Raw genomic sequence first — 26,018 nt, forward strand, 5'->3', positions numbered from 1 at the left:
AAAGGATTCACTTTATAGGGGCTAGGGTTCGGACCGCCCGGGAGCGCTAAAATCCTGCGCCAGCGTCAAACGATACTTGCGGGCGATTTGTTCCAGTGTTCCGTCTTTATGCAGTTCAACCAGATAACGTTGAATTTTCTCAAAACGCTGAGGGTTAAAGCTCTTTTTGGAAAAGGCGATGGAATAGGCCACCGGCTCACCCAGTTCTGGAACCTCCCGCAAAGGGCTGCGGGTCTTTTCGATCCAGCGCAGGGCTACATCGCGATTTCCGTAAGCCAGGGCATAGTTTTTCTTTTCAGCTTTTAGCAAAGAATTAAAGATGGTTTTTTCAGGTTCAATTTTAAAATTCTTGTCTGCAAATTCGTGAATGCGGTTCAGACTTATTTCGGTCATGGACGGGGCCAGAACCCCGACCCGCATGTCCTTTAGATCCGCATAGCTTTTTACTTTTTGAGTCGCCTCGGACAGGCCAAAGAAAGAATAACGCCCGCGGAAAAGGGTGTGCATATAAAATGCGGTTTCACGCGGCCCGGATCGCGACAGGGGACAGCCGATATCGGCCTGACCTTCTTTCAGCATTGATAAGAAATTTCTTAAAGGCGCGAACTTGAATTTGCAGTGGGACTTTTCCAGTGAACAAAGTTTTTGAACGATCTCATAACAGGCGCCCCCAATACCGGCAGAACCGTCATTGAAATAATACGGTTCATACTCTTGTCCGACCACCACCAGAGCGTGGGCTTTCGGGGAATTTAAAACAATAAGGCATAAGGCGGTCAGGGCGGCGGTCCATCGTCTCATACCCTTCAGTGTATCGCAAATTTGATTGAATTTTGATATCCGTGAGGTCCAGAGCCAGTCAAAGGGATACTTGTAATTTTAGAAACCCAGATTCAGGATCTTTGGACCCACGGTCAACCAAACAAAGAACCCAATAGAGTTAAACACAATCGCCAGGAACAGACGGTTGCGGCTGGTCTTGCTTAAAGGGACTTCATGGCGAAGCACACGGTAACCCAGCATCATCGAATAGAAGTTGCAAAGTAAAGGCACCATCGTGCAGCCGATGATGGCATTCCAAAGAGCTTTCTTGGCCAAGGCTTGAGTGTCATAGCCGCTCTCTGTAATAATCTGGACCCGGGGCTTTTCCTGACTTTCCATCAACAAAGACGCTTCCATGTATTCGTGTTCAGGAATTTCCAACGTGAGCTTACCCAACAACTGACCAAAATGCGGAGCCACACCACGGGTTTGTTCGTCCCGCACACGGGGATGGAACCCTTGTGAAGTCAGGTAAGACTTCACCACCTGGGCTTCAGAAAAGTCCGCACAATCCATCAGAAAAACATAATTGGTGTTTTGTTGGTTCATGCGGCTATTTTACGCCGCCATCCCAGACCTGTACACAGGCATTTTTGGAAACTTTGCGGTCGGCAATCCACGGGAAGACCTGCTTCATTCCGAAGAAGCTGTCCATACCCGACGTATAATGGAACTGCTTCAACTGTGAAGTTCGTGCATTGAACTTTTTTGGAAACAGCACGGCCTCAGTAGCGATGCGTAGGGTGTTGTCCCAGATGTCCTGCTCTTCCTTGCTGGGCTTTGCGCCACTCCAGAAAAGTTTGTTCTTGTCTGAAGGCGGGCACAGGGCGTGAGCCAGCGGGCCGTTTTTCTGTCCGTTGTGGGTCTTCATCCAAAGGTTGAACTGCGACGGGGTGGTGACCACTTTGGCCAGATCACTTTTGCCGCTGTTGTGCGTGCCTTTGATGAATTCTTTGTGACGGGTTTCCGTGTTGGCGCGATTCACCGCAATTTTAGCCACGGCCATCGGATAGTGCAGGCCATGTTTGTAACAACGAGCCATTTCAGCATACATCGTGCGCGCCAGAGCATCGACGGTGATCAGATCCTGCTGTGTCATCATCTTGCCGTCTTCACGGGCGACTTTGGGAACGGCTTGTTTTTTCAGGTGGGGCAGCACATAGGAATCAAACGGATTGTCACCCTTGTAGGCCGCTGGCGGATTCTTCGGATTGATCATGCAGGCACCCACCGAGGCTTTAAGTGCGGCGGCAGTTTCCTTCACACCTTTGTTGGCGATGGCGGCTTGAATTCCGGAAATGCTTTTTTGAACCTCTTTGGTTCCGCCACCGGTTGTGGATTTTTGAACGGGTGGGCAGTATTCGGATTTGTCGTCAGCCGCGCCATAGACGGCTTTGGTTTTGCTGCGATTGACATAGGCTGCATCAACCCAGCCGGTGCCTTGTTGGGTGTAGGTGATGCCATCACGCTCGCGGGTGTAAGAATACTTGATCTGCACGTATTCTTCCGTTTGCATGGTGCCGGTGTAGGGATCTTCCACCTTCATCTTGCGCGGCTTGGACGTCACTTCGATGGAAGCATCACGATCCGGCCAGCCGACGGGCCGGCAGTTGGGATCGGCCGAACAGTTCTTCCAGTTCATTCCGGGTTTATTGAATACAGAAACGATCTGGTCTTCTTCCAGATCAAGATAGGCTTTGCCATCAGCCCAGGCATTCACCGATGTCGTCATAAAAAGCAAAAGGGCAATAAAACGCATAAATCTATATCGTTCTATCGCCCGTGATCTTTAGAAAAAAGCGCCTGTATTCTCAAATTAATACAGGCCTTTTATTGAGGAATGTGGAGCTTCTTAACCTTTGATTTTTGTCGCCACTTCGATGGCGCAGTGGTGAGCCGTTTCAAAGCACGGATTCATCCAGTTGTCCTGATTGGCGAAGTGGATGATGCCATTGATGGATTCAGACGCCTTCTGAGGCAAGCCATCCTGAATCAGGCCCGCGCGAGACAGCGGCAAAGCGTGACCCCAGCGAGTCAGGCGGATGCCGTGCACGTCGTTCATGCTGAGGTTCATGGTTTGCAGAATCGGTTCCACGTCCTGCAGATATTTGGCTTTGTACTTGTCATGGGAAGCCGGGTTGAACAGGAACTGACGGGCTCCATCGTAAGGGATGCCGTGATAAAGCGTCAGTACGCTGTGATCAACTTTTTCTTCCTGAGCCCACGTACCAAAGCAGATGTCAGTGAAGCTGCGGTCACCGCGTCTCATCGGCGTCGGGGACGGTGGTACTTGGCCTTTCAGGCAGTACAGTTCATAGCTGGGGCTTTGGAAATTCTTTTTAGTCAGGATGTTGCCAACCAGATACGCACGGTAGGGAAGCATGGTGATCGCGTCAGCCTGATCTTTTGGCATCTGTGGCAACAGACGTTTTGCAACGAACTTCTGGCAGGCCATAACAACCTGTTTTGCGCGGATCTTTTTCAGAACACCCATGGTGTCTTCATACAAGATCACAGCGGAATCACCTTCTGTGGTCACGCGCAATACGATGCTTCCTGCGCGCAGGGATTTGTCACCCGCATCTTTGCGGATCTTTTGCGCCATCTTGTGAGCCACGTAAGCATTACCACCCGGGTAAGCCATCAAAGTGCCGGTCTCAGCACAGATAAAGCCCAGGTATTGGTAAGCAGACAGTTCGTCCGTGGAACCGCAGAACGAGCTCCATCCGTACAGCTGGAAGTATTCAAGCAAGTGCTTGTGAACATCGCCGAATTCTTTGGTCAGCCATTGTTCGAAGTTCAAATGATCGACAGATTTAGCCAGTTCACCGTTATAGTCGAAGTCAGCTTCCGCACCGATTTCAGCCAGGCGTTTGAACACCTTGTTGAAATTGTCAGCGGCGGCCTTATCAGTGGCGCCTTTCCAGAACGGGGAAGTGAATTTGTTGTTGTAAAGAACCGTGGTGTGGTCCGAGTTTTCACGGCGCGCTTTGTCCCAGATGCCCAGTTCAGTCAAAAGACTGCCCAGTGGGGCTGTCTGATCCGGCTCGACCAAATAAGCCACCCCTGTGGAATAGACAGAGTTTTTGTACTGTTCACCTTTGGAGTTTCCACCCAGGCGGAAATCCATTTCAAGCAAAGCGATCTTTTTGTCGCGCAGATAGTAAGCCGTGGAAAGGCCGGCAATACCGCCACCCACAATCACAACATCCAGATCCTCAGAGAAGGACTTGGGTTCGCCGCCTTTTTTCTCGATATAGCCGTCGATGTTCCAGAAGGCATCATGCGGGCGATTGATGTCGTCCCCGTTGAAGTCGATGCTGTTGTTTTCAGAGTCCTTCAGGCGCGCGATCGGCCAGTCATCAGTCAGCTGGTCATTGACCCACTCAGAGCCTTTGGCAAGGCCGGAAGCGGGGATGGAGGAAAGGGCTGCTACGGACAAACTGGTTTTAAGAAAATCACGTCTTTGCATGGCGTCTAAATAATTCCGGGGCCCAAAACAGACAAGAGGAGTTCTAGGAACTCCTCTTGTTGAAAGGGTATTGAAAGTGCCTTAGTCCACAGTAGGGGTGTCACACTGAGGGACCGTGTAAGATTTTCTAAACATGAGTGTTTCTCTTTCGACGTTGCGGTTGGAAACACGTTTGTAAACCGGGATGTTCACCGTCAGTGGGTATGAACCAGTGACAGTCTCCATTTTACAGCGGCGCTGGTTGTTGTTCCAGAAGCAGTTCTCCACTTCGTGTGTGTAATCGATCGGCGTGGAAAGATAATCGCGGTCGATCACGATGATTTCTTCACGGTCACCGCGAGTACGGCTGACTGTGGTGTCTACCGGCTTCATCGTGCGCAGACGGTCGCCGTCCTGACATGCGAACATGTAGTCGATAGAACGCCCCATATAGATGGTCGGAGCTTTGATGATCGCATAGCGGTCACGAACGATCTCTTCCCAAGACGAGTTTGCGTTAACTGCTGCAAATGCAGGCATAGCGGACATCAGAGTGATCAAAAGGGTCAGAATACGTTTCATATTGTGGGGTCTCCATTTTGTGTTCGATTTTATTTGTCCTCTTTGCGCAAAGAGATGGAGGCAGCTTCTGGCAGAGCACACAATTTTCTCAAGTTACCTTCCCGTAAAAGGGGCTTCTTTTGACTTTTGACTGTTCCGAGAAATTCTGAATCTGATGCGTTGAGTTAGGTGGATTCTTCATGCAACTCCCTAAACGGTAGGGTAAGCAACCAACCCATGAATATCGAAATGCCTGCTCTGCCGGAAAATTTGAATCGTCCTGAAATCGTGGAAAAGTCCTGGGTTGTGACCCTGTCGGGAAGTCGCTTCAGTATTCTGAAGCCAGATCCGGATGCGGTTATGATCGAAGACATCGCCTGTGCGCTGGCTCGTCAGGCAAGATTCAATGGTCACACACGCTTTTTCTACAGCGTGGGTCAGCACTCCTGCCTTGGGGCGGAAGTTTCCCCGACGAAAGAGATCGCCTTGCACATGCTTTTCCATGATGCGACCGAAGCTTATGTGGGTGACCTGGTGTCTCCGGTAAAAGCTTTGCTGCCGGATTTTGAAATTATTGAATCCCGCATTCACTGGGCTATTTCCAAACGCTTCAATCTGGAATACCCACTTCCAAAAGTGGTGAAGCAGATTGACCGTCGTTTGCTGGCGACTGAAGTTCGTGACCTGATCACGAAAGATCTGAAGTCGTGGAATATTTCTGAAGACGAGCCGTTTGATTTCCCGATCATCCCTTGGCCGTCAGAAGTGACCGAAGCCCGCTTCCTGGATCTTGCAAAGAGCTTGCTGAAGAAATAGATGATCACTCACTAACGATGATGTCTGCGGAATCACGCGGAACAAACTCGGATAAAGAATTCACATAACGCCTCTGTCGCTTGTTGCGCCAGAGGCGTTTCTATATATGGTGCCTGAATCTCAGGAGTACCAGTTGAAGAAAGTTTTAGTGACCGGCGTTGCTGGTTTCATCGCGAGCAAAGTGGCGGAGTTGCTGTTGGCTGATGGCGTGGAAGTCATCGGCATCGACAATTTGAATTCTTATTATGATGTTCGCCTGAAGAACTGGCGTCTGGATCAGTTGAAGAACACCAAGGGCTTTACCTTTCAGCACTTGGATATCGAGGACAACAAAGCGCTTGCTGAGCTTTTTGACCAGCATCAATTTGATGTGGTCTTCAATCTGGCGGCGCGCGCGGGTGTTCGCTACAGCATGGAAAACCCGCACATATATATGACAACGAACGCGATGGGTTCCCTGAATCTGCTGGAACAGATGAAGCGCACAAAAGTTCCAAAGTTCATATTGGCTTCAACTTCTTCTTTGTATGCCGGACTTCCGATGCCGTTCAATGAAGAGCTTGCAGTGAACACGCCGATCTCTCCTTACGCGGCTTCGAAAAAAGCGGCCGAGGTGATGGCTTATACTTATCACTATCTTTACGGCATTGATGTTTCCATCGTTCGTTACTTTACAGTTTACGGTCCGGCCAGTCGTCCTGATATGGCGATCTTTCGTTTTATCGAGTGGATGACTCGTGGCCAGGCGATTCGTCTGTTTGGTGATGGAGCTCAATCGCGCGATTTCACTTACGTCGATGACATCGCTCGCGGAACAATTCTTTCTGCAAAACCTTTGGGCTATGAAGTTATAAATCTTGGTGGCGGAAAAAATCCAATCAGCATTTCACGCGTGATCCATGGGATTGAAAATGAACTTGGTGTGCAAAGTGGAATCGAAGAAAGTGCTGCGAACAAGTCTGACATGAAAGAGACTTGGGCTGACATCAGCAAAGCAGAAAGACTTCTCTCGTGGAAACCCGCGGTACACTTCGATGAAGGACTTCGCAAAACAGTTCAGTGGCACAAAGATCATCGCGCGTTGCTCACAGATGTCTCTTGCGAAGTCTTGTAAAAGTTTCGATCACTCACTCTGCATCGTTCTCAAATTACCGGTAATAGTATAAGGTCCGCCCCGATATTGTTTTGTTTGTCAGAGGGGCGTGTATGAAAATTTCTGTTATTGGAACCGGTTATGTTGGTTTGGTCACCGGGACCTGCTTTGCTGAAAAAGGTAATGATGTTTTGTGTGCTGATATCGATGTGAAGCGCATTGAAAAATTAAATAACGGAATTGCTCCTTTCTATGAGCCAGGTCTTGAAGAACTCATCAAAAAGAATTTCCAGAAAAAACGTCTGACGTTCACTGCGAACATTGAAGAAGCCGTTCAGACGTCTGACGTTCTGATGATCGCCGTGGGCACACCTTCTGATGAAGATGGTTCCACGGATCTGCGCTATGTGATGAGTGTTGCTGAAAGCATCGGCCGCTTCATGACTGCCGACAAAGTCGTCGTTGTCAAATCCACGGTCCCAGTTGGGACGTGCGAGGCCGTGCGCGCGGAAGTGATGCGGGTACTGGCTGAACGTGGTGTTTCGTACGATGTTCAAATTGTTTCCAATCCCGAGTTCCTGCGTGAAGGAGCGGCGTTGGAAGACTGCCTTTATCCAGAGCGCGTGATCGCGGGTGTGCAAAGCGAAGAAGCCCGCCAGTTGATCATTAGTCTGTACCGTCCGTTTGTGGATGATGAATCCCGCATTCTGGTGATGGATGTGTATTCTTCCGAGATGACCAAGTATGCGGCCAACGCGATGCTGGCGACGCGCATCTCTTTCATGAACGAACTGTCCCGTGTGTGCGAGCTTTCCGGTGCCAATATTGATCTGGTGAAAAAAGGCATGGGCATGGATCGTCGTATCGGTCCTCACTTCCTGAATGCCGGCGTTGGTTATGGTGGTTCCTGTTTTCCGAAAGACGTGAAGGCTTTGATCAAGACCGCGAGCAATCTGGGAAGCCCGATGAGCATCCTGCAAGCGGTGGAAGATGTGAATCTGCAGCAGCATGATCATTTCTTTAAGAAAGTTCAGAACTATTTCAAAGGCGAACTGGAAGGAAAAACGATTGCCATCTGGGGCCTGGCCTTCAAGCCCGGCACTGATGACTTGCGTGAGGCTCCGGCTTTGCGTCTGATTGAAAAGTTTCTTTATTATGGGGCGCGCATTCGTGCCGCCGATCCGATTGCTTTGGAAGGTGCACGCAAGTTGCTAAGCTTCGAATCCCGCGTTCAGTTGTTGGATTCTTTCTATGAGGCTTTGCAGGGGGCCGATGTTCTGGTGATCGCGACCGAGTGGCCTGAATTCAAAGGCGCCGACTTTGCTCAAGTGAAGTCTATGTTGAAATCGCCGGTCATTTTTGATGGTCGTAATATCTTTGACCCGGCGGATATGGCCCGTCAGGGCTTTGACTATATCAGTGTTGGTAAAGATCCGGCATTCCAGCGTGTGGTTCAGACGGGCAGTCACGTTGAAATCAGCAATCAGTGGTTGAACTAAGCAGGAGCCGAAGTTGACAAGATCTCAAAGTCATATTTTTGACGGAACCTGCAAGGCTGTATTTGATAAGCAGCAAAATCTTGGCGCTTACGCCAAGGTGAGCTTCTTCCATTCCGCCAAGGGCTCCGTTCACGTGATCTATGATCGCAACGCGATTTGGTCAGAATCTTTCGTTCGTAAAGTGACCGGATCTGGTCCGGAAGCATTGACTCTGCCGCAGGTGAATAAAGTTCTTGCAAAAGTCCGTTTGGCTTTCAGCGTGAAAAGTTTGATGCAGACTCTGGGTCTTAAAAACCGTCCGGCCGTGGTTCGCGAGCATCACTATTTTGATTCTCCGGATTCATTAGTCGGTTGCCTGGATGTGCTTTTAAGTCTTACGGCAAAGCAGATGTTTGAAAAGTACACGCGCATGGAAACCCGCATGGTGTCTTTGCGTCGTCCCGGGCAGTCTGAAATCCTGCGCGCCTTGGTTTTAAAAAACAAAGAAGCCAAAGGCCTGGCCGTCGTTTTCGATGTGACCGGGAAGCTGGCGGATCTGCATATGCAATCCTTTGAAGCCGGTCTGCTTCTTGGAAAGTTTGAATTGGCCGATGGGGGAGTCCTTGTAAGCCCGGCGGCAGGTGAATGGACGACTCAGAAAAAATCCTTCAGCATTTTCGGTGAATCCGGGCAGGAGCTTTCCTTCCAGATTACGGGGCGAACTCCCGCAGAAAAACGCTTTGAAAAAGACGAAGAACTGATCGCGGCGGCTCTTGGTAACCAGTTGGTTCCGATTGAGCTGAATTATCATCCGTTTTGGCGTCCGCTGGGGCACACCACCCTGCGTATTGGACGTCGTCTGTTTGAACTTTCCGCTACGGGCTGGAAAGCCCACAATCAGGGTGCTAACACGGCCCGTGCATTTATCTTTAATAATCCTTTCTTCCGCAAGCAGCTGCGTTTGTTTGCTGATCAGAATATTGCCCCGATGTCGGTGGGTGTGACCTTGATGGTGGCCAAAGACAAAGTGGACACTTTGTTGGTCATTCTGGAAAATCTGGCGGCGGCACAAGGTTCGGCGAAAGAAAAGTTCAGCTTGCTTAAGAACAATTGCAATCAGGGGATTGTCAGGGTTTTGACTCAAGCGGGGATTGAAGGCTTTGATCACAAGGGCTATCTGGAATTCAGCACCGTGCTGACTTACCGTGAGCTTTTGCTGAATCCTCGTCATCCCGTGGAAGGCTTGCGTGTGTATCCGCTGCCAAACACGACGTTTGATGAAGTCGCGGCCCGAAAATGGATTCCAACTTTGCTTTATCGTAACAACACCGTATCCAGCGAAGTCATCCGCGCTTTGCCGGTCTTCCCTCGTGATTTCTTCTTTATTAACTGGCGGCGCCTGCAGGGGCTGATTCAACGTCAAGGAGGCCACAATGCTGAAAACGTTTAATTTTGCTTTGGCTCTGTTGGTGGTGCCGGGAATGGCGATGGCCACTCCGGTATATAAGTATTTTTTGAAAGAAAATGATCTTATCGCGGATACTTGCACTGAAGACGGTGAATCCCTTAGCAGCAAGTTGAATATGTCCTTTGCAGAGCCGGCGGCGAATCAAGTGCAAACCCGTCTGCGTATCAAGGCTTGCACCCATAAATACGGGCTTAAAAAGTTCACTTTTAATCTGCCAATGCCAGTTCAATTGTTTGATGAAACTGTGCTGCTTGGCCATCCTGTTGGTAAAACACTGAAAGTCGGCGCCCATTGGCTGACTCGCGAAGCCAACGTCAATGGACGTGCGGTGTATTCGCTGTCCCCGGACTCTTTCGGTGAACAGGCTGATGGCGTTCAATCCATTCGTTTCTTTGTGACGCTGGATCCAGTTCAGCGTGAAGCGCTGCTGGCGAAATTTCAAGGTCGCTTTGTCTGGTCGGGGATCAGTATCACTTATAAAAAAGGCTTTCTGATGCCGACGGTTCGTCTGCAGGGTGATTTTACTTTGGTAGAGGATGAAACTCTTTGATGACTAAAGCGGTTCTGGTCCTTTTATTGACGATTTCTTCTGTATCCCAGGCGGCGGTCGTCTGGGATTGGTCGACGTTGTTGAAAAAAACCTATTCTCAGAACGCAGAAATTCAAGCCTTTGAAAAACAGAAAGAAGCAGCCTCTTATCAAAAAGACGCCGCAAAGTCTGACTTCCTGCCGTCAGTGTACCTTTTTGCCGACCGCACCCGCCAAGAGCAGGAGGGCGGACTTCTGGGGTCTGATATTACCACTGACACCTATGGAGTGAAAGCGAACTGGAATCTGTTCAATGGTTTTTCTACCTATAATACAGTTAAAAAGTATTCCTTCCAGGAACGTCAAAGCCTGTCCCAGCTGCAAGAACAGAAAGCCGAAGTCCGCTACACTCTTCGCCGGGCTCTGTTGCGTATTTTGATTTCCCAGCGCGCGACAGAAACATGGAACAAACTTTTGCGTTTGCAGCAGGATCAAACCTCGGTGGTGCAAATCAAATACAATAATGGAGTTGAAGCCCTTTGGTCAGTGGAACTGTCCCGGGCCAATGTTGAAATCACCAAAGCCACCCTGGCTTTGGAAAATCAGAACTATGTCGCGGCAATGGCTGAAATCGAAGCCTTGTTGGGGGAAAGTCTGCCTATAGACACGAAATGGGTCGACGACATTGATGTGCTGCTAAATTCGCAAATCAACACTCCACTGACGGACAATCACCCGCGTCTGATGCTGTTGCAAGATCAGGTGGATGAAGCGTGGGCTGATTCCGCGATTCAGAAGTCCGGCTATTTGCCATCTTTGAAGGCCAGTGTGCAGTGGGCGAAAGCAAAACCCGAAGACCAATCAACAGTGCAGGAAAACCAGTACGGTCTGACTTTAAGCCTTCCGTTGTTTGAGGGTTTTTCGACCGTCAATCGCTCAGGACAGAGCCGGGCCGTGGCACTGTCCCGGGAATTCAATCTGAAGGACGCGCGCACGCATTTGCAGAGAAATGTTGAAAAAGCGCGCAGTCTTTTCGGTGCGAATCTTAAATATCTAAAAGCTAAAGAACTTGAAGTCAAAGCGACTCATCTGTGGTCGCGAACGGTTGAAAGACAGTATCGACTGGGTGTTCGCAAATACTCGGACTGGGATCAGGCACAGACCAAAATGATCACCGGTGAACGCGATTATCTGCAAAGTCTGCGCGATACCCTGGAAAGTCGCATAGAACTTGAAAGACTGTTGGCCGTAACGGAGGAACAGTGAAAAAAACATTGATTATGGCAGGAGTGGCAACGGTCGCTCTTTTGCTTTTTGCCGGGTATAAGTTTTCCCGCACTTCCGAAAGAAGTGCCTGGAAGGTGCTGACCGCAAGCACCGGAGAACTGGTGGTGAAAGTCACAGCCAATGGTTCTGTGACTCCGAAAAACAAAGTCGTGGTGAACACTCCGATCGCGGGTCGTGTGGACCGTGTTGTAGTGGAAGAAGGCGCCAAGGTCCGTAAAGGGCAGCAACTGGCACTTTTAAGTTCCAGTGACCGGGTGGCGTTGATGGACTCCCTGCACCAGGGCATCCCTGCCGAAGAACGCTCGCGTCTGCAAGAAATGTATCGTCCTACACCGATTCTGGCTCCAGCGACGGGGACTGTGGTTCTGCGCAGTGTGAATCAAGGTCAGTCGGTGACTCAGGAAAATACCTTATTCGAGATTTCTGACGTTCTGATTGTGATCTCGAAGGTGGATGAAACCGATATTGCCAAAGTTCATGTCGGTCAAACCGTGGAAGTGGGAATTGATGCCTACGGGGGCGAGCGCTTTAGCGGGGTGGTGGAACGCATTGGCCAGCAAAGCACGGTGACTAACAATGTGACCACTTATGACGTGTTCATCACGGCCTCCACCGACTTCCCGGATAAAATCAAATCCGGCATGTCAGCCAGCGTGGACTATCTGATTGCGAAAAAAGAAAATGCCCTGCTGTTGCCAAGCTGGCTGTCTGAAGGACGTAAAAACACAACCGTGAAGCTGCAATTGGTTGGCCCGGGTGGTGAACATGTTGAACGGGAAGTCACTTTGGGTGAATCCAACGGCGAGTCCGTCGAAGTTTTGGCGGGTCTGACCGTTGCAGATCAGGTTTTGTACAAGCCATTGTCATATGAAAATGACAGCAAAAGTCTGCCATTCAGCGTAGGGGCCAAGAAGAAATAATGAAGCCTTTGATTTCTGTTCGCAATCTCAAGAAACAATACGTCACCGAAGTCGGTGAAGGGGAGTCTATTGAGGTTTCAGCCCTTGCGGGTGTGAACTTGGATATTCACCAGGGCGAATTCGTGGCGATCATGGGTCCTTCGGGATCAGGCAAGTCCACTTTGATGCAGATTCTGGGCTTGTTGGATCGTTCCACAGGTGGAGACTATCATCTGAATGGTCAGAACATTGACGGTCTGGATGACGATCAGTTGGCGGAACTGCGGTCGAATCTGATTGGTTTTGTTTTTCAGTTCTTCAATCTGCTGCCAAGATCCACCTGTATAGACAATGTGGCTTTGCCAATCATTTATTCCGGTGGCGAAAATCCGCAGGAGCGCGCGATTGAGCTTTTAAAAGCCGTTGATCTGGGGCACCGTTTGACCCACCGGCCGCATCAGTTGTCCGGTGGTCAGCAGCAGCGCGTGGCAATTGCCCGTGCCTTGGCGAACAATCCCAAAATTATTTTTGCCGATGAACCGACCGGGAATATTTCATCCCAGCAGACAGAAGAAGTTTTAGGCCTGCTGGATGATTTGAACAAAAAAGGTGTAACCATCATTCTGGTCACCCACGAACCGGAAGTGGCTAGAAGAGCCCGTCGTTTGATCACAATCAAAGACGGTCTGGTGGTTGGGGATGAAACCCTGCAAGAACCCCGCATTCGCTGTGAAAATCCGGAAGTCATTGCGACGAAAGAACGCGCAGAGCGATTTCAGTGGAAACGCTTGCGTGAAAACCTTCGCATGGCCTGGGTGTCATTGACCTTGAATTTGTTGCGTACCAGCTTGGCTACTTTAGGAGTGATGATCGGCATTGCCTCATTTGTGGCGATGGTCGCTATCGGGGAAGGGGCTAAAAAAGCTGTTGGTGATATGATTTCATCCCTGGGCACTAATATTCTGAACGTGCGCGCGGTAAATCCCAAAAGCGCCAAAGGGGCCAGCGAAAGCTTACGCAAATTCGAATTGCATGACTATGAGTCTTTAGAACAGTTCTCGCGCAGCGTGCCTGCAATCAAGAGCGTCGATGCGCAGGTCTACGGGGACGTGACGGCGTCTTACGGGAATAAAAATGCCGTGGTGGAACTGATGGGGGCGACACCTTCTATCGAGGCCATGCAGAATTTTATTCCGGTGATGGGGCGCTTCTTTACCGATGATGAAAACCGTTTGCAGGCGCGTGTGGCTTTAATTGGCCAGACCACGGCCCAGAATCTTTTTGGGGATCGCAACCCGGTGGGGGCTATCCTTCGTATCAATCGCGCTGATTATCAGATTATTGGACTGCTTCCGCGAAAAGGGGCGACGGCTTACAAAGACCGTGATGATCTTTTGATCGTGCCTTTGAAAACGGGCATGCACCGTTTGTTGGGCCGTCGCAGTGTTGCTGTGATGACAATAGAAGCGGCGGATTCGGGGCCGGCGATGAAGCGGGCAGAATACGTTGTTGATGAATGGATGTATTCCCATCGTCAGATTAAAAACGGTGAAGCTCGCAATTACGACATTCGCAATATGAACGACATCCAGGAACTGTACACCCAGTCCACAGGCATTATTTCGTCCATGTTAAAGGCGATTTCAGTCGTGGCGTTGCTGGTGGGAGGTATCGGTATTATGAACGTGATGTTTGTATCCGTGAAAGAACGCACCCGGGAAGTGGGTTTGCGTAAAGCCATTGGTGGCAAGCGTCTGGATATTCTGTCTCAGTTCCTGGTGGAATCCGTATTGATCGGTCTGTTCGGCGGAGTCGTTGGGACCGTTCTGGGATATCTATTATCTGTCGCGGCGGGCGAGCTGCTGGATTGGGCGACGTTATTTTCGATGAGTTCTGTTGTGGTGGCGTTTGTGTTTTCGTTTGTGGTGGGTCTGGTCTTTGGACTTTGGCCGGCGAAACAAGCTTCCGAGCTGTCACCCATCGAGGCCCTGCGCTACGAATAGCCGGGCCTGTTCTTTCAAATCTCTATTTCAGTTTCAATTCAGTTGATGTCGGTGCGCGACGATAGTTGTCGTGATAAGCGACCAAAGGTTCCACCGGAGTTTCCCGGCAGTAAACACCCATCTTGAAGTAAGGTCCTTTGTCGTCGTTGTAGCCAATCGGGCCACGGTAATCGACGATCATTTTTCCGTTTCTCCAGATCTGCACCTGGCCGTTATTCAGATAGGACCAGTGAACACGCACGATAAAGTCATTCCATTCATTTCGTTGGAAGCGGACGTCTTCATACAACAACACTTCAGGTCCCGGTTTTCCATTTTGGATTTTTTCGGCATTGTAGCGAGCCGTAATATGCAGTTGTCCCGTGCCACGCAGACGAATGGCAATTGGCGGATTGCGGTCGCCATCCCCTGGATCTTGCTGATCATGCCACTGGGCAAAGACGCAAGAGTTAGTCACAGTCATCGGGAAGTGCTCAGGCACGAACACCGACAGGTGGTACCATGTGTCCTGGAACAATGGTGCAAAGTAGGGATCACGCAATTCCGAGCGGAAGCCGCCTGAAACATTTTCGTTGTTGCGCAGTTCAAAGCGCACAGCTTTGCTGCCAGAGCGAACCACGTCACTTTGGATTTCGGCAGAATGATCCTGCGGAATGCGTTTGATATCCCAGCCTTTAAAGCCGCCTTTTTCAAAGTCAGAAATAAATACGGGGGCCCCTTCATCTGGAAGCCTTTGGCCCAGCGCCAAAGCTTGTCCTGAAATAAGTACCAGAGGCAAAAGAAGACGGATCATGAATTCGTCCTTTCTTGAAGTATATTCGATAACAACTTCGATGTTTGTTTAGCACCTTTCAGACCGACTTCAAGTGAAGGCCATTGGTGCTGCAGTTGATTTTTTACTTTCTTAAGCAGATCTGCCGGGGTCAGATCCTTTTCATAGATCACCGATAGCAGACCCTGATCGGCCATACGGGTCGCGCGCAGATTCTGTTCAATGTTGGCCATGTATGGATACACCAAAGCCGGCGTGCGGGTGTTGAGGATATTCATCATGGTGTTGTAGCCAGCAAGACTGATGGAAAGGGCGACCTGCGAAAGCTCTTCCTCGAAATTGTTCAAGAAGGGTTCAATTCGCAGTTGCGGATTGTTCGCCGCTTTTTCGGCAAGAGTTTTCTTCAGTGCTTCAGAGGCATAAGGCCCCGGTGCCACCCGGAACAGGTATTCCGGCAGGGACGGCATGATTTCAAGGGCCGCCAACACCAGCTCATCACCGACAACGCCGCCACCCATGCTGATTAGAATTTCGTTGCGGCGGCCTAAGCTGTGTTTGGCCTTCGGACTTTCAGTCACGAAACCTGTGTAGCATAATTTTTCTTGCAGACGGGTTGCCTGGGAAAACGTTTCTTCAAAGCGCAGAATCTGCGGGTCGGAATGAACAAAGACGGCGTCGTAGTTTTCTTCAACCAGACGGACCATTTTCATTTCACGTTCGACCGAGTCCTTTTTTTCAACCAGGATATCGCGAATCGAACAGGACACGTGCACCATCGAATTGACCGTACGGGCCTTCTGGATCAGATCCATGACTTCACCTTTGAACTTGTTGCGCCCAAACGGGAACAGTTCGGTGATCACCGCGGCAAAAGGCAGATCACCTAGCAAGGTGTTGATAGACTGTTGACGCTCTTGAAAGATTTCTTCAGCGGTTTTGACGCCGGCCGGGTCATACAGACTGCAATCTGATTCGCGCATCAAAAGCGGTGTCAAAAAATGATGATGAAAGGACGGGTGCTTCAGTGTTTTTCCAACATCCGGTCCGCCTTGCAGGAAGTGAACCTCAAAGTCTTCATTCAGCGCTTCGCAAATAGCCAGGGACCGGGTCAAATGCCCGATGCCCAACAGATGCTGACAATAAAACAGCAGACGAGGTTTCGTCATCGGTAAGGTCCCAGCAGGCGGGAGCAGTTATTGATCAGATTTGAGCTGTCAAAGACCTGCGCCACTTTTTGACGGGCGGCCAGTCCCAGACTGCGGGCCTTTTCGGTGTTTTGAAGCAAGTCCTTCAGGGCTTGAGTCAATTGCACCGGGTCTTTTTCTGCGATTAAAAGGCCGTCACTGCCGTGGGTGATAAGTTCGGGAATGCCCGACACATTGGTGGCAATAACTGGAAGTTCCATCGACATGGCTTCGGCCACGGTATTTGGAATACCATCGCGATCCCCGCTGGCCGTCAGCTTTGATCCGCAGATAAAAATACCACCCTGATTGAAGCGCTCAATGATCTGCGGATGGGTGGCGGTATAATGGAACTGAATTTCAGTTTCCAGATTCAACTGCTCGCGCAGGGCCAGCAATTCTTTTTTCATTTCACCGGCACCGTAAATGTCATAGCTGAATTTCACGCCGTCTTTTTTCAAAGCCTGCAGGGCAGTGAAGATGACGTCATAGCCTTTTTTCTCGACCAGACGGCCGACGCTGACAAAGCGGGACAGTTCTTCTGTGGAATAGCTTTTCGCAAAGGTCGGTTTGAAGGATTCCAGATTGATGCCGTGATAGACCTTGTGAACCTTTTGCGGTTGCACGGCCGGAAGCTTTTGCATGAATTCATGATTATAGCTGGTGCAGGTCATAATGAATTCAGAACTGTTGATGCGTTCGACCAGTTCTTTTTCAGAAATGGTGTAGATATCCTTGGCATGAGCAGAAATGGAATACTTAAGCCCCGCAACGCGGGACATGTACCAGGTCAGTTCGGTCGGAGTGTGCGCAAAATGTGAATGTAAATGATGAATAGGGGACCTGTCGGTGCCCAGATTCTTTTTAGAGATCAACCAGCCCGCCTGCAAAAAGCGTTTGATCGGGCTGTCGTCACGTTGAACCACGGTGCGGGTCAACGCTACGGTCAAGTAGCGCAGATAGCGAACTGGATGCAGACGCAGCGTGCGCAGGTTTTCTTTTAGAACTGTACCCCACTCGGCCCAGATGTATTCAGGGATGTAGGTGACCGGAGCTTTGATCAGGGACACGATGGGCTGACGTTCCGGTTCGCGCGCTTTACGCATGGACAGGATTTCAATTTGAAAGCCCTGTTGTTCCAGTAAATAGATTTCCTGAGCGATGAAGGTTTCGCTGACTCGGGGATAGCCTTTTAGGACAAAGCCGATGGCGGTTTGTTTCATAAGATGCCTTTACTGAATAGGTCACGGAACTGTGCCAAGCCTTCGGCCGGGAAGTGCGGGGCTTTCCGGGGGCTGCTTAAACGCTGGGTGATCAGCTGTTCGAGGGATTCCGGGGTCAGAGCCTCTGGGGCCAGGAAGTCACAGAGCCCGCGTTTTTGGAAGACAGAAGCCCGGATCAGTTGTTCTTTGCGGGGTTTTACTCGTGGCAGGATGATCGGCTTTTGTCCCATGCTGACCAGTTCCGTCATGGTGTTGTAGCCACCCATGGAAACGACCAAGTCACTTTGTTGAAAAACCGAGAAGCTGTCTGATACGAATTCTTTGACGCTCAATTGAGGCAATCGGACTTCAATCGCCTGCAGGGCTTTGACAGATTCAGGGTTCGCGAAAGGCCCGGTCAGAACATAGGAATTGAATTTTAGCTCGCTGCCACGACGGGAAAGAAGTTCCGTATAAAGTTTCAGGATCTCGTCACCATCGCCGCCACCACCCAGGGTCAGGGTGACGTTCGGAAGTTTGTTTTCAAACGGCATCTTGAAATCGCTGTGATTCAGATTTTCCTGGGGGTGAACATAACCTACATACAGAAGTTTTTCCGCCAGGTCCGGATCAAGGCCATACTCTGCGGCGAAGTCATAAACGTTTTTTTCACCATAGATCAGCACATGGTCAAAATAACGGCGTAAAGAATCCGCCGTGTCACGGCGTTGCCATTCATCCTGGACCGCTTCTTTTTCATCCAGAATATCGCGGAAGCCACAGACGACTTTGCATTTCTTCTGCTTTTTCAGATATTCCAGCGCAGGCAGAAGTTCTTTTTTTACGCCCAGCGGTTCTTTGTCGATGATAAAGACATCGGGCTGGAAGGCGCGCACGGCGCTTAAGATCAAAGATGCACGCAGGTTCACGAATTCATCAATGGGAATATTCAGGCTGCGCGGAACGTACTGCCCTGTGACCTGTTTGGTGAATCCCGGCAGGTTCAGGTATTCAATCCCTTGGGAAGACGAATAGGAACTGGCTTTCGGTGACGCGCAGATGATCAGGATCGAACGATCATTCTGGGCAATCTCATTGGCCAGCTTTTGGGTTCGGCGGATGTGCCCCAGTCCAAAAGTGTCATGGGAATAAAAGACGACACGCTTTTTAGACATGGCGGCCCTCGTTCCAGATTTCCTTATAGGAAAGGACCGGGATATTTTGTTCTTTCACCTGTGCCAGGAACAGATCCAAAACGGCGTAGTCCTGATCTTCCATGTGCTTGTGGTGAAGCATGATGCCACAGCGGTCTGACTGCTCCCATTGGGCGTGAGTACTTTGCCAGATAGCCTCAGGACTGGTCAGCTTGCCTTTTTTTGAGGTGTGCACGTCCACATGGATATTAAGATCCATCAGGCCGTCGATAGCAGCAGACTTGTCGCCATCACGGGATAGAACTTTAAAGCCGACTTCTTTTAAGATCGGCAGAAAACGGTCCTCGATACGGTTCCACGGAGGAGTAAACGCAGCAAAGTAAAGATCACCGAAAAGATCCCGGGTCATGTCCAGTGACTTTTGCATTTCATGACGAACGCTTTCGGGATCACGCTGATCGCCGAATTCGGCTTTCTTGCCTTGGTTTTGGTGATCCAGGTGGGAATATCCGTGGGAATGAACTTCCAGATATTTTCTATCTGAGGCAAAGGCGTTTTTCTTGTAGCTGTCGTTGCAGTACAGGGGAATGGCCGCCGCACACAAGGTCAGTTCATGCTTGCGGAAAAGGTCCATCAGACGTTCAAATTGAGCCGGCATCCAACCAAGATCATCGTTGCGGAAGAAGAGGAATTTCTGTTTCATCGGATACCTTCAATATATTTCTTTTTCAGATGCTTGGTGATGTTTCCGAGATTCAAGCGCAGCATGATGCCTGAAAGGCCCGCAAAGCGAACACCTTTTTTCTTTTCGATGATGCGGGTGTAAGCCCCCATCAGTTCCGGACGGGACAGGAAGCCCGTCCATTGCCCTTGGTCCCCGCGGTTGGTGTTGATTTCAAGAATACGCACGGTGCCGTTTTCAAAAATTAACAAATCCAGCCCCCAGGCTTGACCCTTTAGCAGCTCTGCCGGCAGCTGATTCAGGAATTCCTGAACGAAATCCTGCGCGCGATAAAAGTCTTGGGAATTTTTGATTTCATTTTTTTGCCAGCGGGAATAAGACGCGCCTTTAAGAACTTCGTTTTCAAAGGTGTGAATGCGCACTTCCTGATAGTGACGGGTTTTGGTGACCACCGGGTAACCAGCTAAAGCGGCGATGTGCTCTTGCAGAATGAATTCTTCACCGCCGGCCAAAATTCCCAGCAGGGAAGACACGTAAACAGTTTCGCGCAGACAGGCTTGAACAAGATCTTTGTTTTGATCTTCGAAAGCCTGCAGGATCGATTCGCGGGAAAACAGATACAAACCTGTTTCACCCGCCGTGTTGATCACTGCCGCAGGTTTTAAAATCACATCGGTGGGGAACTCTTGAAGCAGCGCCTGTTCAATACGAGCGGTGTCTTGCAAAGAATCTGGCGACGTCAGGTCGTATTTGGCCAAGAACGCCTTCAGCCCCCAAGTTTTAGGATGGTAAAGATGAAGCTTCGCCCCCAAGGTCTTTTCAAGCTCTTGATACAGGTAAAGCTTATCGGCGTAAAGGCGGGTTCTGGTGGAAGCTTCCACCAGATTGTTTTCATAAAGGGCTTTCAGCCACGTGTTGCGAACCGGACGGCAGTGGATGTGCTTCATACCGGCACCTCGTTGCTTTCTTGCCGGGTCAGTTCGCGATAGGTGGCGTTGGTGTTAAGCAGACTTTCATGGGAAGCCAAAGCAGGCACTTGGTGTTTTGCAAAGAACAACACCTGATCCGCAATTTCAAATTCTGAAACCCGGTGGGTCGAGAATAGAACCAATTCTTTTTTGTCTGCCAGTTCGCGCAAGGAACTGATCACGTGAGCCGCGGAAACCGGATCAAGCCCGGAGGTGGGTTCATCAAAGACGAAGACCGAGGCGGTCTCTGCCCGCAGGAATCCTCTGGCAAGGCTCAGTCGTTTGCTCTGACCACCGGACAGTTGAAGTCCCGATTCACCGATCAAAGTATCAAGGCCTTGAGGCAAGGCCTTCACAAATTCAGTGGCGTTCACTTTTTCAAGGGCCAGCCACAGGTCTTCATCCGTCGGCAGGCTTGGCAAAGCCAGCAGCAGATTGTCACGTACAGTACCGGATACAAAGAACGGATCCTGGGAAATCAGACAAACGTGGCGGCGCAAGTCACGTAAAGCAAGATCATTGATGGCAACACCGGTCAGGGTGATGACGCCTTCGCTGGGATCATGCAGACGGTTTAACAATTTTATGAACGAACTTTTTCCAACGCCAGAAGGACCGACAATCGCCACCAACTGGCGGCGCTGCAGATTCAGATTCAGGCCGGTAAACAGGGGGGCAGATTCGCCATAGGCAAAAGCCACGTTGTTAAATTTCATAACGGAATCAGTGCTTGCCAATGATGGCAAAGACAAGGTGCCGTCTTTCTCGGGGAAGGCGGATTGTTCCTGACTTAGCTCTTGGATGCGTTCCAGGCTGGCCGAAGCTTTGCCATAACGGGAAATGAAGTTGGCAATTTCACCCACCGGGCGGTTCAAGGCTTCAAGATAGCTGACGAAGGCAAACAGACTTCCCAGGGTCAGCTGTCCCTGCAGAATGGCGTATCCACCCAGCAACAGAACCAACGCACGGATGATGTGGCGGGAACCTGAGAAAACTGAATTCAGTAATGCGGTGAAGAACCGGCTTTGCAGGAAGGTTTGATTGATCTGCTGTTGGCGGTCCTGCAGTCGTTGCAGGGCTTCGCCTTCACCTTGCAGGGACTTTAACAGCGACAGCGACGACAGAGCTTGCAGAGATTCATGTTCAAAAAGATTTGTCCGGGAACGATGTTCTTTTTCGTGCTGTTTGATTTTTTTGGAAAGGAAGGTGATCGAAGCATAGAACGCCGGGATCAACAGCAGCATCAAAAAAGCAAACCGCGTGTTGATGATGAACATTGACACGACGGCGAACAAAAGACTGGGGATGGATCTGAAAGCTACAACCAGGCTGGTGGAAACAAACAGCTCCAGATTCTGAGTGTCCCCGGAAACACGACCCAGGATATCGACTTTGATTTTTCTTTCCAGATAAGCAAACTGGCGGGACAGCAAATCACCCAGCAGCTGCAGGCGCATGTTATTGACCAAGCGAACGATGCTGCGATTGGTGAAACGTTCATCCAGAAATTCAAACGTCGTCATCAGCAGGCCGATGGTCAAACTGCCGACACACGCAAAAATCAAAATCGTCAGATGACTTAGTTCAACACCCAGGATTGTAGAGACATCATCAACACGTGCTCCCGGAGTCAGCGCCATATCCAGAGCCACGCGAACCGGCAGTGGAAAGGCCACAAGCAGCAGTGACTGCACAAAAAGAATCACGCAACAAAGAGCGAGCAGCTCCTTTTGCTTCAGAAGTTCCTTTTGTAAAAAACGATATTGCGACCACATAAGAAAGCGCAATATACTCGCCAATGAAACACGTGCCCAGCAATGGGTTTTCCATGGGAAATTTTTCAGGGAATTCAATATGATTGAAATCGTTCTTATCCGTCACGGCGCCACAGAGTGGAACGACCTGAATCGTTATCAGGGGCGCACGGATATTCCTCTGACGGAAGCTGCGAAGAATGATCTTGGCAGGTGGAATTTGACGGAACGTTGGATTCACTATGATCTTTTCTCAAGCCCTCTGCAACGAGCGCGGGAAACCGCCGGCATTTTGTTTCCGGAACGGCCTGTTCATGTTGATTCCCGTCTGATCGAGACTGATTTTGGCCGCTGGGAAGGTGAGTTTGTAGAAAATATCCGTCAGGGTCAGGATTTTTCACCGCCGTCCTATGGTTGGCAGGGGTGGGACTCTGGTCCGCCGGGGGGAGAAACTTACCAGCAGGTGGCCGATCGCTTGGAATCCTGGCTGGACGAGCTTGAGCTGCGGCACAAAGATTCCGTGGTCGTCACCCATAAGGGAGTTATTTTGGTAGCCTTGGCAATGGCTCACCGCTGGGACTTGAATTCCAAGCGTCCCTTTAAAATCCAAAAAGACTGCGCCCAAGTGCTGATGTATTCAAGCCGTGAGGGGTTGCAGATTCGTGAACTGAATCTGCCTCTAACCACTTAATTACAAACTGGCTTCGCGTCCCGCACTTTGGCGGATTTCTTTTTCATAGTAAATCTCAAAGCTCTGCTCTTGCGGAGGTGTGGTGAAGCCTCCTTGGATCCCTTTGGACAGGCGAGGCATCAGAACGTCATCGCGGAATTCTTCCCAGCTTTCCTGTGAATCATGGATCGCGATGACGGTCCATCCACCGTCAGACTCTCCGGCGGCATGATACAGCTGACCTTTGGGCAATGTGCTTCGGTCCGGATGCACAGCCGCCAAGGTGGCGTCGTATTGTTGTTTTGTGCCGTTCGGGAAAAAATGAACAATTCCAAATGCCATGGGAAACTCCTCTGAATGATTTAGAGGAAGTGTAGGGCACGGTTTTATTGTTGGGGAAATGGGAACAATTGAAGTGGTAACTTACACGGGATGTGTGTGCTGAGAGTCAGCAAAAAGGCCCGAAGGAATCGGGCCTTTTTATTTTTGAAAACTAGGACTTAGGAACTTTGGATTCGTCCACAGTGATTTCGATTTCCACGCGGCGGTTTTTAGCACGCGCTTCTTTCGTTTTCGCTGGGTCAACTGGGTTCAATGCACCCATACCAACAGAAGTCACTGTTTGTGCAGGGACACCAGAAGCGATCAATTGAGCGCTGACGGCTTTTGCACGCTGTTCAGACAATGGGTTGTTCACCATCTGAGTACCAGTGTCGTCAGTGTAACCTTTAACAGTCAGCACGTTCTCTGGATATTTCTTCATGATGGCAGCCAACTGGTTGATGTTGGTTTGCGCCGCTGGTTTCAAATCAGCTTTACCAGTGTCAAACAGGATGTCGCTTTTCAGCTTCGTGATCAGACCCTGTTCAGTTCTTTTGGTTTCAGCGATTTTCGCCAGTTCTTTTTGTTGTTTATCCAAACGGTGACCAACGGTACCACCGATACCAGCACCCAACGCTGCGCCAATCAAAGCGCCTTCGTTGCGTTTACCAGTTTGGTGACCAATCACCGCACCTGCAACAGCACCAATCGCCGCACCGATACCAGCACCTTTAGCTGTGTTTGGGTTTTCTTGTGTAGTCGCGCAGCCAGAAAGCATCATTGCTACTGCTGTGCCGATCAAAAGCATCTTTTTCATTTGGGGAACTCCTTGAAAGTTGAGCCTCCAATTATGACTGAACTTTGTTAGTTCGCAATCCTTGAAGCAGCTTGTCCTAAAACATTCCCTCCCTTATGCTAGTGTTTTGACCCAAGGAAAGGGGAGAAGAATGAAGCAGTACGTTTTGGCAGGCCTTATGGCTGTCTCTATGGTGTCCGGTGCCCAAGCTTTGGCCGACAATCGCTATATCGTCGTGAGCGGTTTTGCGGAGCGAGGACTGGACCCGAATTTGGTCAACCTCAATATCGAAGTCTGGAGCAAAGCCTCTACGGCGAAGCAAGCTCAAGGGTTGGCGGCTAACCAATTCAAACAGGTAAGAAAAACTCTGGAAGACTTCAAGATCAAAAAAGAAGACATCCAAACCGACAACTATTCTTTGAATCCGGAATATGAATACGATCAAAAACTTCGTCAGAATAAAATGGTCGGATTCCGTGTGTCCCAGTCTTTGACGGTGACTTTGCGTAAGGTTGAAGACGCCGGGAACTTCCTGGACGCCCTGGTGGCCGAGAAAAAGACCATGGATGCAGGTGTCAACGTGTCGTCACTTTCCTGGGATTCTGACAAGCGCGATCAGACAGAAACTGCGACCTTGGGTGAAGCCGTTCGTGCGACCCGCACCAAGGCTGATGAAATTGCCAAGGCGGCCGGTGTGAAGATCAAAGGTGTTTCCAAGATCAGCCACGGTGTTTCTGGCGGCTTGCCTCCACAACCGGTGTTCAGAAACTTTGGCGGCGCCAAAATGATGGCGGAAGCGGCTTCCACTGATGTGGCCGCGGGTCAGATCAAAGTTCGTGTCGAAGTGACTGCGGAATACGAGATCAACTAGTAAGAAAAGAATTGAATGCACTCGTTGCTATAGCGGGTGCCTTCAATTTTGACGTCCTTCATGTACGCCTTTTTGGCGGCATCTTTGTTCAGGTCAGCCCACGCTACGGGTGGATTCGTCGCCTGAGTGCTTTGCGGATAATAAAAATGAGTCCCGGATTTTGGCAGCGGATTTTTCTGCGGGTGGGATAGCGCCTGATCGGCGGCTTTTTTGGAAAGCTCCCAGAACTTCTGCCATTGCGGGTGTTCACTTGGGCACAGGAAAAGTTTTGAATAAGTCGATTTTTTAGAAACTGCCGGATTGAACTGGGCTTTCTTGAAGATCACCCCGTGCAGACCCTTGCCAAACTGTTTGGCGTAACGGGGCTGGGCTTCTGCCAGCGCCACGCGGTTTTGCACACCCCAGGCAAGGCTGGCAAACAGGGAGTCTTCGTATTTGGCGCACTTTTCCAGATTGGTCGAAATGCCTTCCGCAAACACCAGACGCGCCAGCACTTCAAAGTCCGTGAGCTTTTCACGCTGGACGATCTGTTCGTTGCTTTCATCATTTTTACGCGTCAGACAGGCAGGGGTGGACTCAATTTTGGACAGGGTGATTTTATCCGGGGTCGAAGACGGCCCCTGGCAGCTGGTCGGACAAGGGGCTTCGGCATAAGCCAGCCCCGAGGTCAGCAGCAGTGCGGATAAAACCACCGCTTTCATTATTGAACCGGGAACAGGTAAGTGGTGGTCATGGCGTTTTTCTCGGTGATGGAGTGGATCTCGTAGATCTCAATCACGGCGCCAGTTTGTTTTAAGTTTTGTTTTACCATGAAGTCATTCACGCGTGGGTAAACTTTCAAAGGCCCGATGCCCGGGGACCCGGTGAATACCGCCATCACGTACTTGCGCTCGGGGATTTCGCCCACTTGCAGGCCTTCCACAAGTTGTGGTGGTTCGCCAGTGATGATGCAGCCCACTTTAGAGCGCAGGCGAGCTTCTTCCACGACTTGTGGATCGTCCAGGTATTCACCGAAGGTGCGGCCGCAGGTCATATTCTGGGAGGTCATGTACTTTTCAATACGCTCAAGCTGTTTGTTCACTTTGTGGTAAGGACCCACGTGTTCAACGTAAACGATCTTGAAAGGACCCTGAACAGATTCGGAAATATCAACGCCTTTGAAGGCGCCCAGATAATTCGCCAGGAAAAGGCCGAAAGAAATCATCGTTACTGCAACAAATACCAAAATATACTTCATC

The 26,018-nt window shown here is 50.1% G+C and carries 26 protein-coding genes; 10 read left to right on the forward strand and 16 right to left on the reverse strand.

Annotation, left to right across the window (positions count from 1 at the left end):
* Positions 1-21: 21 nt before the first annotated feature.
* The 5 genes from AC04MQ_RS08570 to AC04MQ_RS08590 form a co-directional block, all read right to left on the reverse strand.
* Positions 22-801 carry a substrate-binding periplasmic protein gene (locus tag AC04MQ_RS08570; protein WP_015091816.1) on the reverse strand — a complete coding sequence of 260 codons (780 nt, stop codon included), beginning with the start codon at positions 799-801 and terminating at the stop codon, positions 22-24.
* A 78-nt stretch (positions 802-879) separates the two neighbouring features.
* Positions 880-1,371: a hypothetical protein gene (locus AC04MQ_RS08575; RefSeq protein ID WP_015091815.1), complete on the reverse strand. Its 492-nt coding sequence runs from the start codon at positions 1,369-1,371 to the stop codon at positions 880-882.
* Positions 1,372-1,375: 4 nt separating this feature from the next.
* On the reverse strand, positions 1,376-2,581 hold the full coding sequence (locus tag AC04MQ_RS08580; RefSeq protein WP_475391845.1) for a hypothetical protein: 1,206 nt from the start codon (positions 2,579-2,581) through the stop codon (positions 1,376-1,378).
* A 93-nt stretch (positions 2,582-2,674) separates the two neighbouring features.
* Complete coding sequence (locus AC04MQ_RS08585) at positions 2,675-4,294, reverse strand: FAD-dependent oxidoreductase (protein WP_475391846.1); 1,620 nt, start codon at positions 4,292-4,294, stop codon at positions 2,675-2,677.
* A gap of 81 nt (positions 4,295-4,375) precedes the next feature.
* The gene (locus AC04MQ_RS08590) at positions 4,376-4,855 is read right to left on the reverse strand and encodes a hypothetical protein (protein WP_015091812.1); all 480 of its coding nucleotides are present in this window, start codon (positions 4,853-4,855) and stop codon (positions 4,376-4,378) included.
* Positions 4,856-5,071: 216 nt separating this feature from the next.
* Here AC04MQ_RS08590 and AC04MQ_RS08595 point away from each other — a divergent pair, with 216 nt between their 5' ends.
* The 8 genes from AC04MQ_RS08595 (at position 5,072) to AC04MQ_RS08630 (ending at position 14,406) form a co-directional block, all read left to right on the forward strand.
* On the forward strand, positions 5,072-5,650 hold the full coding sequence (locus AC04MQ_RS08595) for an HD domain-containing protein (protein WP_015091811.1): 579 nt from the start codon (positions 5,072-5,074) through the stop codon (positions 5,648-5,650).
* Between the two features lie 106 nt (positions 5,651-5,756).
* On the forward strand, positions 5,757-6,764 hold the full coding sequence (locus tag AC04MQ_RS08600) for a GDP-mannose 4,6-dehydratase (protein WP_475391847.1): 1,008 nt from the start codon (positions 5,757-5,759) through the stop codon (positions 6,762-6,764).
* 92 nt (positions 6,765-6,856) lie between these two features.
* On the forward strand, positions 6,857-8,242 hold the full coding sequence (locus tag AC04MQ_RS08605) for a UDP-glucose dehydrogenase family protein (RefSeq protein ID WP_475391848.1): 1,386 nt from the start codon (positions 6,857-6,859) through the stop codon (positions 8,240-8,242).
* Between the two features lie 13 nt (positions 8,243-8,255).
* Complete coding sequence (locus tag AC04MQ_RS08610) at positions 8,256-9,671, forward strand: hypothetical protein (RefSeq protein WP_475391849.1); 1,416 nt, start codon at positions 8,256-8,258, stop codon at positions 9,669-9,671.
* Positions 9,655-10,239: a hypothetical protein gene (locus AC04MQ_RS08615; protein ID WP_475391850.1), complete on the forward strand. Its 585-nt coding sequence runs from the start codon at positions 9,655-9,657 to the stop codon at positions 10,237-10,239. Before AC04MQ_RS08610 ends, AC04MQ_RS08615 begins: the two co-directional genes overlap by 17 nt.
* On the forward strand, positions 10,239-11,483 hold the full coding sequence (locus AC04MQ_RS08620) for a TolC family protein (protein ID WP_475392014.1): 1,245 nt from the start codon (positions 10,239-10,241) through the stop codon (positions 11,481-11,483). The genes AC04MQ_RS08615 and AC04MQ_RS08620 overlap by 1 nt, the downstream gene beginning before the upstream one ends.
* The gene (locus tag AC04MQ_RS08625; protein WP_475391851.1) at positions 11,480-12,424 is read left to right on the forward strand and encodes an efflux RND transporter periplasmic adaptor subunit; all 945 of its coding nucleotides are present in this window, start codon (positions 11,480-11,482) and stop codon (positions 12,422-12,424) included. Before AC04MQ_RS08620 ends, AC04MQ_RS08625 begins: the two co-directional genes overlap by 4 nt.
* Positions 12,424-14,406, forward strand: coding sequence for an ABC transporter permease (locus AC04MQ_RS08630; protein ID WP_475391852.1), 1,983 nt, complete (start codon positions 12,424-12,426; stop codon positions 14,404-14,406). The genes AC04MQ_RS08625 and AC04MQ_RS08630 overlap by 1 nt, the downstream gene beginning before the upstream one ends.
* Positions 14,407-14,428: 22 nt before the next feature.
* Here AC04MQ_RS08630 and AC04MQ_RS08635 read toward each other — a convergent pair whose 3' ends face one another.
* Genes AC04MQ_RS08635 through AC04MQ_RS08665 form a run of 7 tightly spaced genes read right to left on the reverse strand, consistent with a single transcriptional unit; the run spans position 14,429 to position 22,143 of the window.
* Complete coding sequence (locus tag AC04MQ_RS08635) at positions 14,429-15,199, reverse strand: polysaccharide lyase family 20 protein (RefSeq protein WP_475391853.1); 771 nt, start codon at positions 15,197-15,199, stop codon at positions 14,429-14,431.
* Positions 15,196-16,344 carry a glycosyltransferase family protein gene (locus tag AC04MQ_RS08640; RefSeq protein ID WP_015091802.1) on the reverse strand — a complete coding sequence of 383 codons (1,149 nt, stop codon included), beginning with the start codon at positions 16,342-16,344 and terminating at the stop codon, positions 15,196-15,198. The genes AC04MQ_RS08635 and AC04MQ_RS08640 overlap by 4 nt, the downstream gene beginning before the upstream one ends.
* The gene (locus AC04MQ_RS08645; protein ID WP_015091801.1) at positions 16,341-17,585 is read right to left on the reverse strand and encodes a glycosyltransferase; all 1,245 of its coding nucleotides are present in this window, start codon (positions 17,583-17,585) and stop codon (positions 16,341-16,343) included. Before AC04MQ_RS08645 ends, AC04MQ_RS08640 begins: the two co-directional genes overlap by 4 nt.
* On the reverse strand, positions 17,582-18,739 hold the full coding sequence (locus AC04MQ_RS08650) for a glycosyltransferase family protein (protein WP_015091800.1): 1,158 nt from the start codon (positions 18,737-18,739) through the stop codon (positions 17,582-17,584). Before AC04MQ_RS08650 ends, AC04MQ_RS08645 begins: the two co-directional genes overlap by 4 nt.
* Positions 18,732-19,421: a polysaccharide deacetylase family protein gene (locus tag AC04MQ_RS08655; RefSeq protein ID WP_015091799.1), complete on the reverse strand. Its 690-nt coding sequence runs from the start codon at positions 19,419-19,421 to the stop codon at positions 18,732-18,734. The genes AC04MQ_RS08650 and AC04MQ_RS08655 overlap by 8 nt, the downstream gene beginning before the upstream one ends.
* A complete protein-coding gene (locus AC04MQ_RS08660) occupies positions 19,418-20,347 on the reverse strand; it encodes a hypothetical protein (protein ID WP_475391854.1) in 930 nt (309 codons plus the stop codon). Before AC04MQ_RS08660 ends, AC04MQ_RS08655 begins: the two co-directional genes overlap by 4 nt.
* The gene (locus AC04MQ_RS08665; protein ID WP_475391855.1) at positions 20,344-22,143 is read right to left on the reverse strand and encodes an ABC transporter ATP-binding protein; all 1,800 of its coding nucleotides are present in this window, start codon (positions 22,141-22,143) and stop codon (positions 20,344-20,346) included. Before AC04MQ_RS08665 ends, AC04MQ_RS08660 begins: the two co-directional genes overlap by 4 nt.
* A 79-nt stretch (positions 22,144-22,222) precedes the next feature.
* Here AC04MQ_RS08665 and AC04MQ_RS08670 point away from each other — a divergent pair, with 79 nt between their 5' ends.
* Entirely contained in the window at positions 22,223-22,813 is a 591-nt protein-coding gene (locus tag AC04MQ_RS08670; protein ID WP_475391856.1) for a histidine phosphatase family protein, read from the forward strand.
* Here AC04MQ_RS08670 and AC04MQ_RS08675 read toward each other — a convergent pair whose 3' ends face one another.
* Together AC04MQ_RS08675 and AC04MQ_RS08680 are read right to left on the reverse strand one after the other, a co-directional pair.
* Positions 22,814-23,134, reverse strand: coding sequence for a hypothetical protein (locus AC04MQ_RS08675; protein ID WP_015091794.1), 321 nt, complete (start codon positions 23,132-23,134; stop codon positions 22,814-22,816). It abuts the gene before it with no gap.
* A gap of 151 nt (positions 23,135-23,285) precedes the next feature.
* Positions 23,286-23,930: a YiaD family glycine zipper/OmpA-like lipoprotein gene (locus tag AC04MQ_RS08680; RefSeq protein WP_015091793.1), complete on the reverse strand. Its 645-nt coding sequence runs from the start codon at positions 23,928-23,930 to the stop codon at positions 23,286-23,288.
* A 130-nt stretch (positions 23,931-24,060) separates the two neighbouring features.
* Between AC04MQ_RS08680 and AC04MQ_RS08685 the strand changes: the two genes are divergently transcribed.
* On the forward strand, positions 24,061-24,780 hold the full coding sequence (locus AC04MQ_RS08685; RefSeq protein ID WP_475391857.1) for an SIMPL domain-containing protein: 720 nt from the start codon (positions 24,061-24,063) through the stop codon (positions 24,778-24,780).
* Here the strand turns inward: AC04MQ_RS08685 and AC04MQ_RS08690 are convergent.
* A complete protein-coding gene (locus AC04MQ_RS08690) occupies positions 24,777-25,481 on the reverse strand; it encodes a hypothetical protein (protein WP_475391858.1) in 705 nt (234 codons plus the stop codon). The genes AC04MQ_RS08685 and AC04MQ_RS08690 overlap by 4 nt on opposite strands.
* The gene (locus AC04MQ_RS08695; RefSeq protein ID WP_041577871.1) at positions 25,481-26,017 is read right to left on the reverse strand and encodes a GyrI-like domain-containing protein; all 537 of its coding nucleotides are present in this window, start codon (positions 26,015-26,017) and stop codon (positions 25,481-25,483) included. Before AC04MQ_RS08695 ends, AC04MQ_RS08690 begins: the two co-directional genes overlap by 1 nt.
* Position 26,018: the final 1 nt, after the last annotated feature.

The sequence above is a fragment of the Bdellovibrio sp. MYbb2 genome (assembly GCF_056175685.1).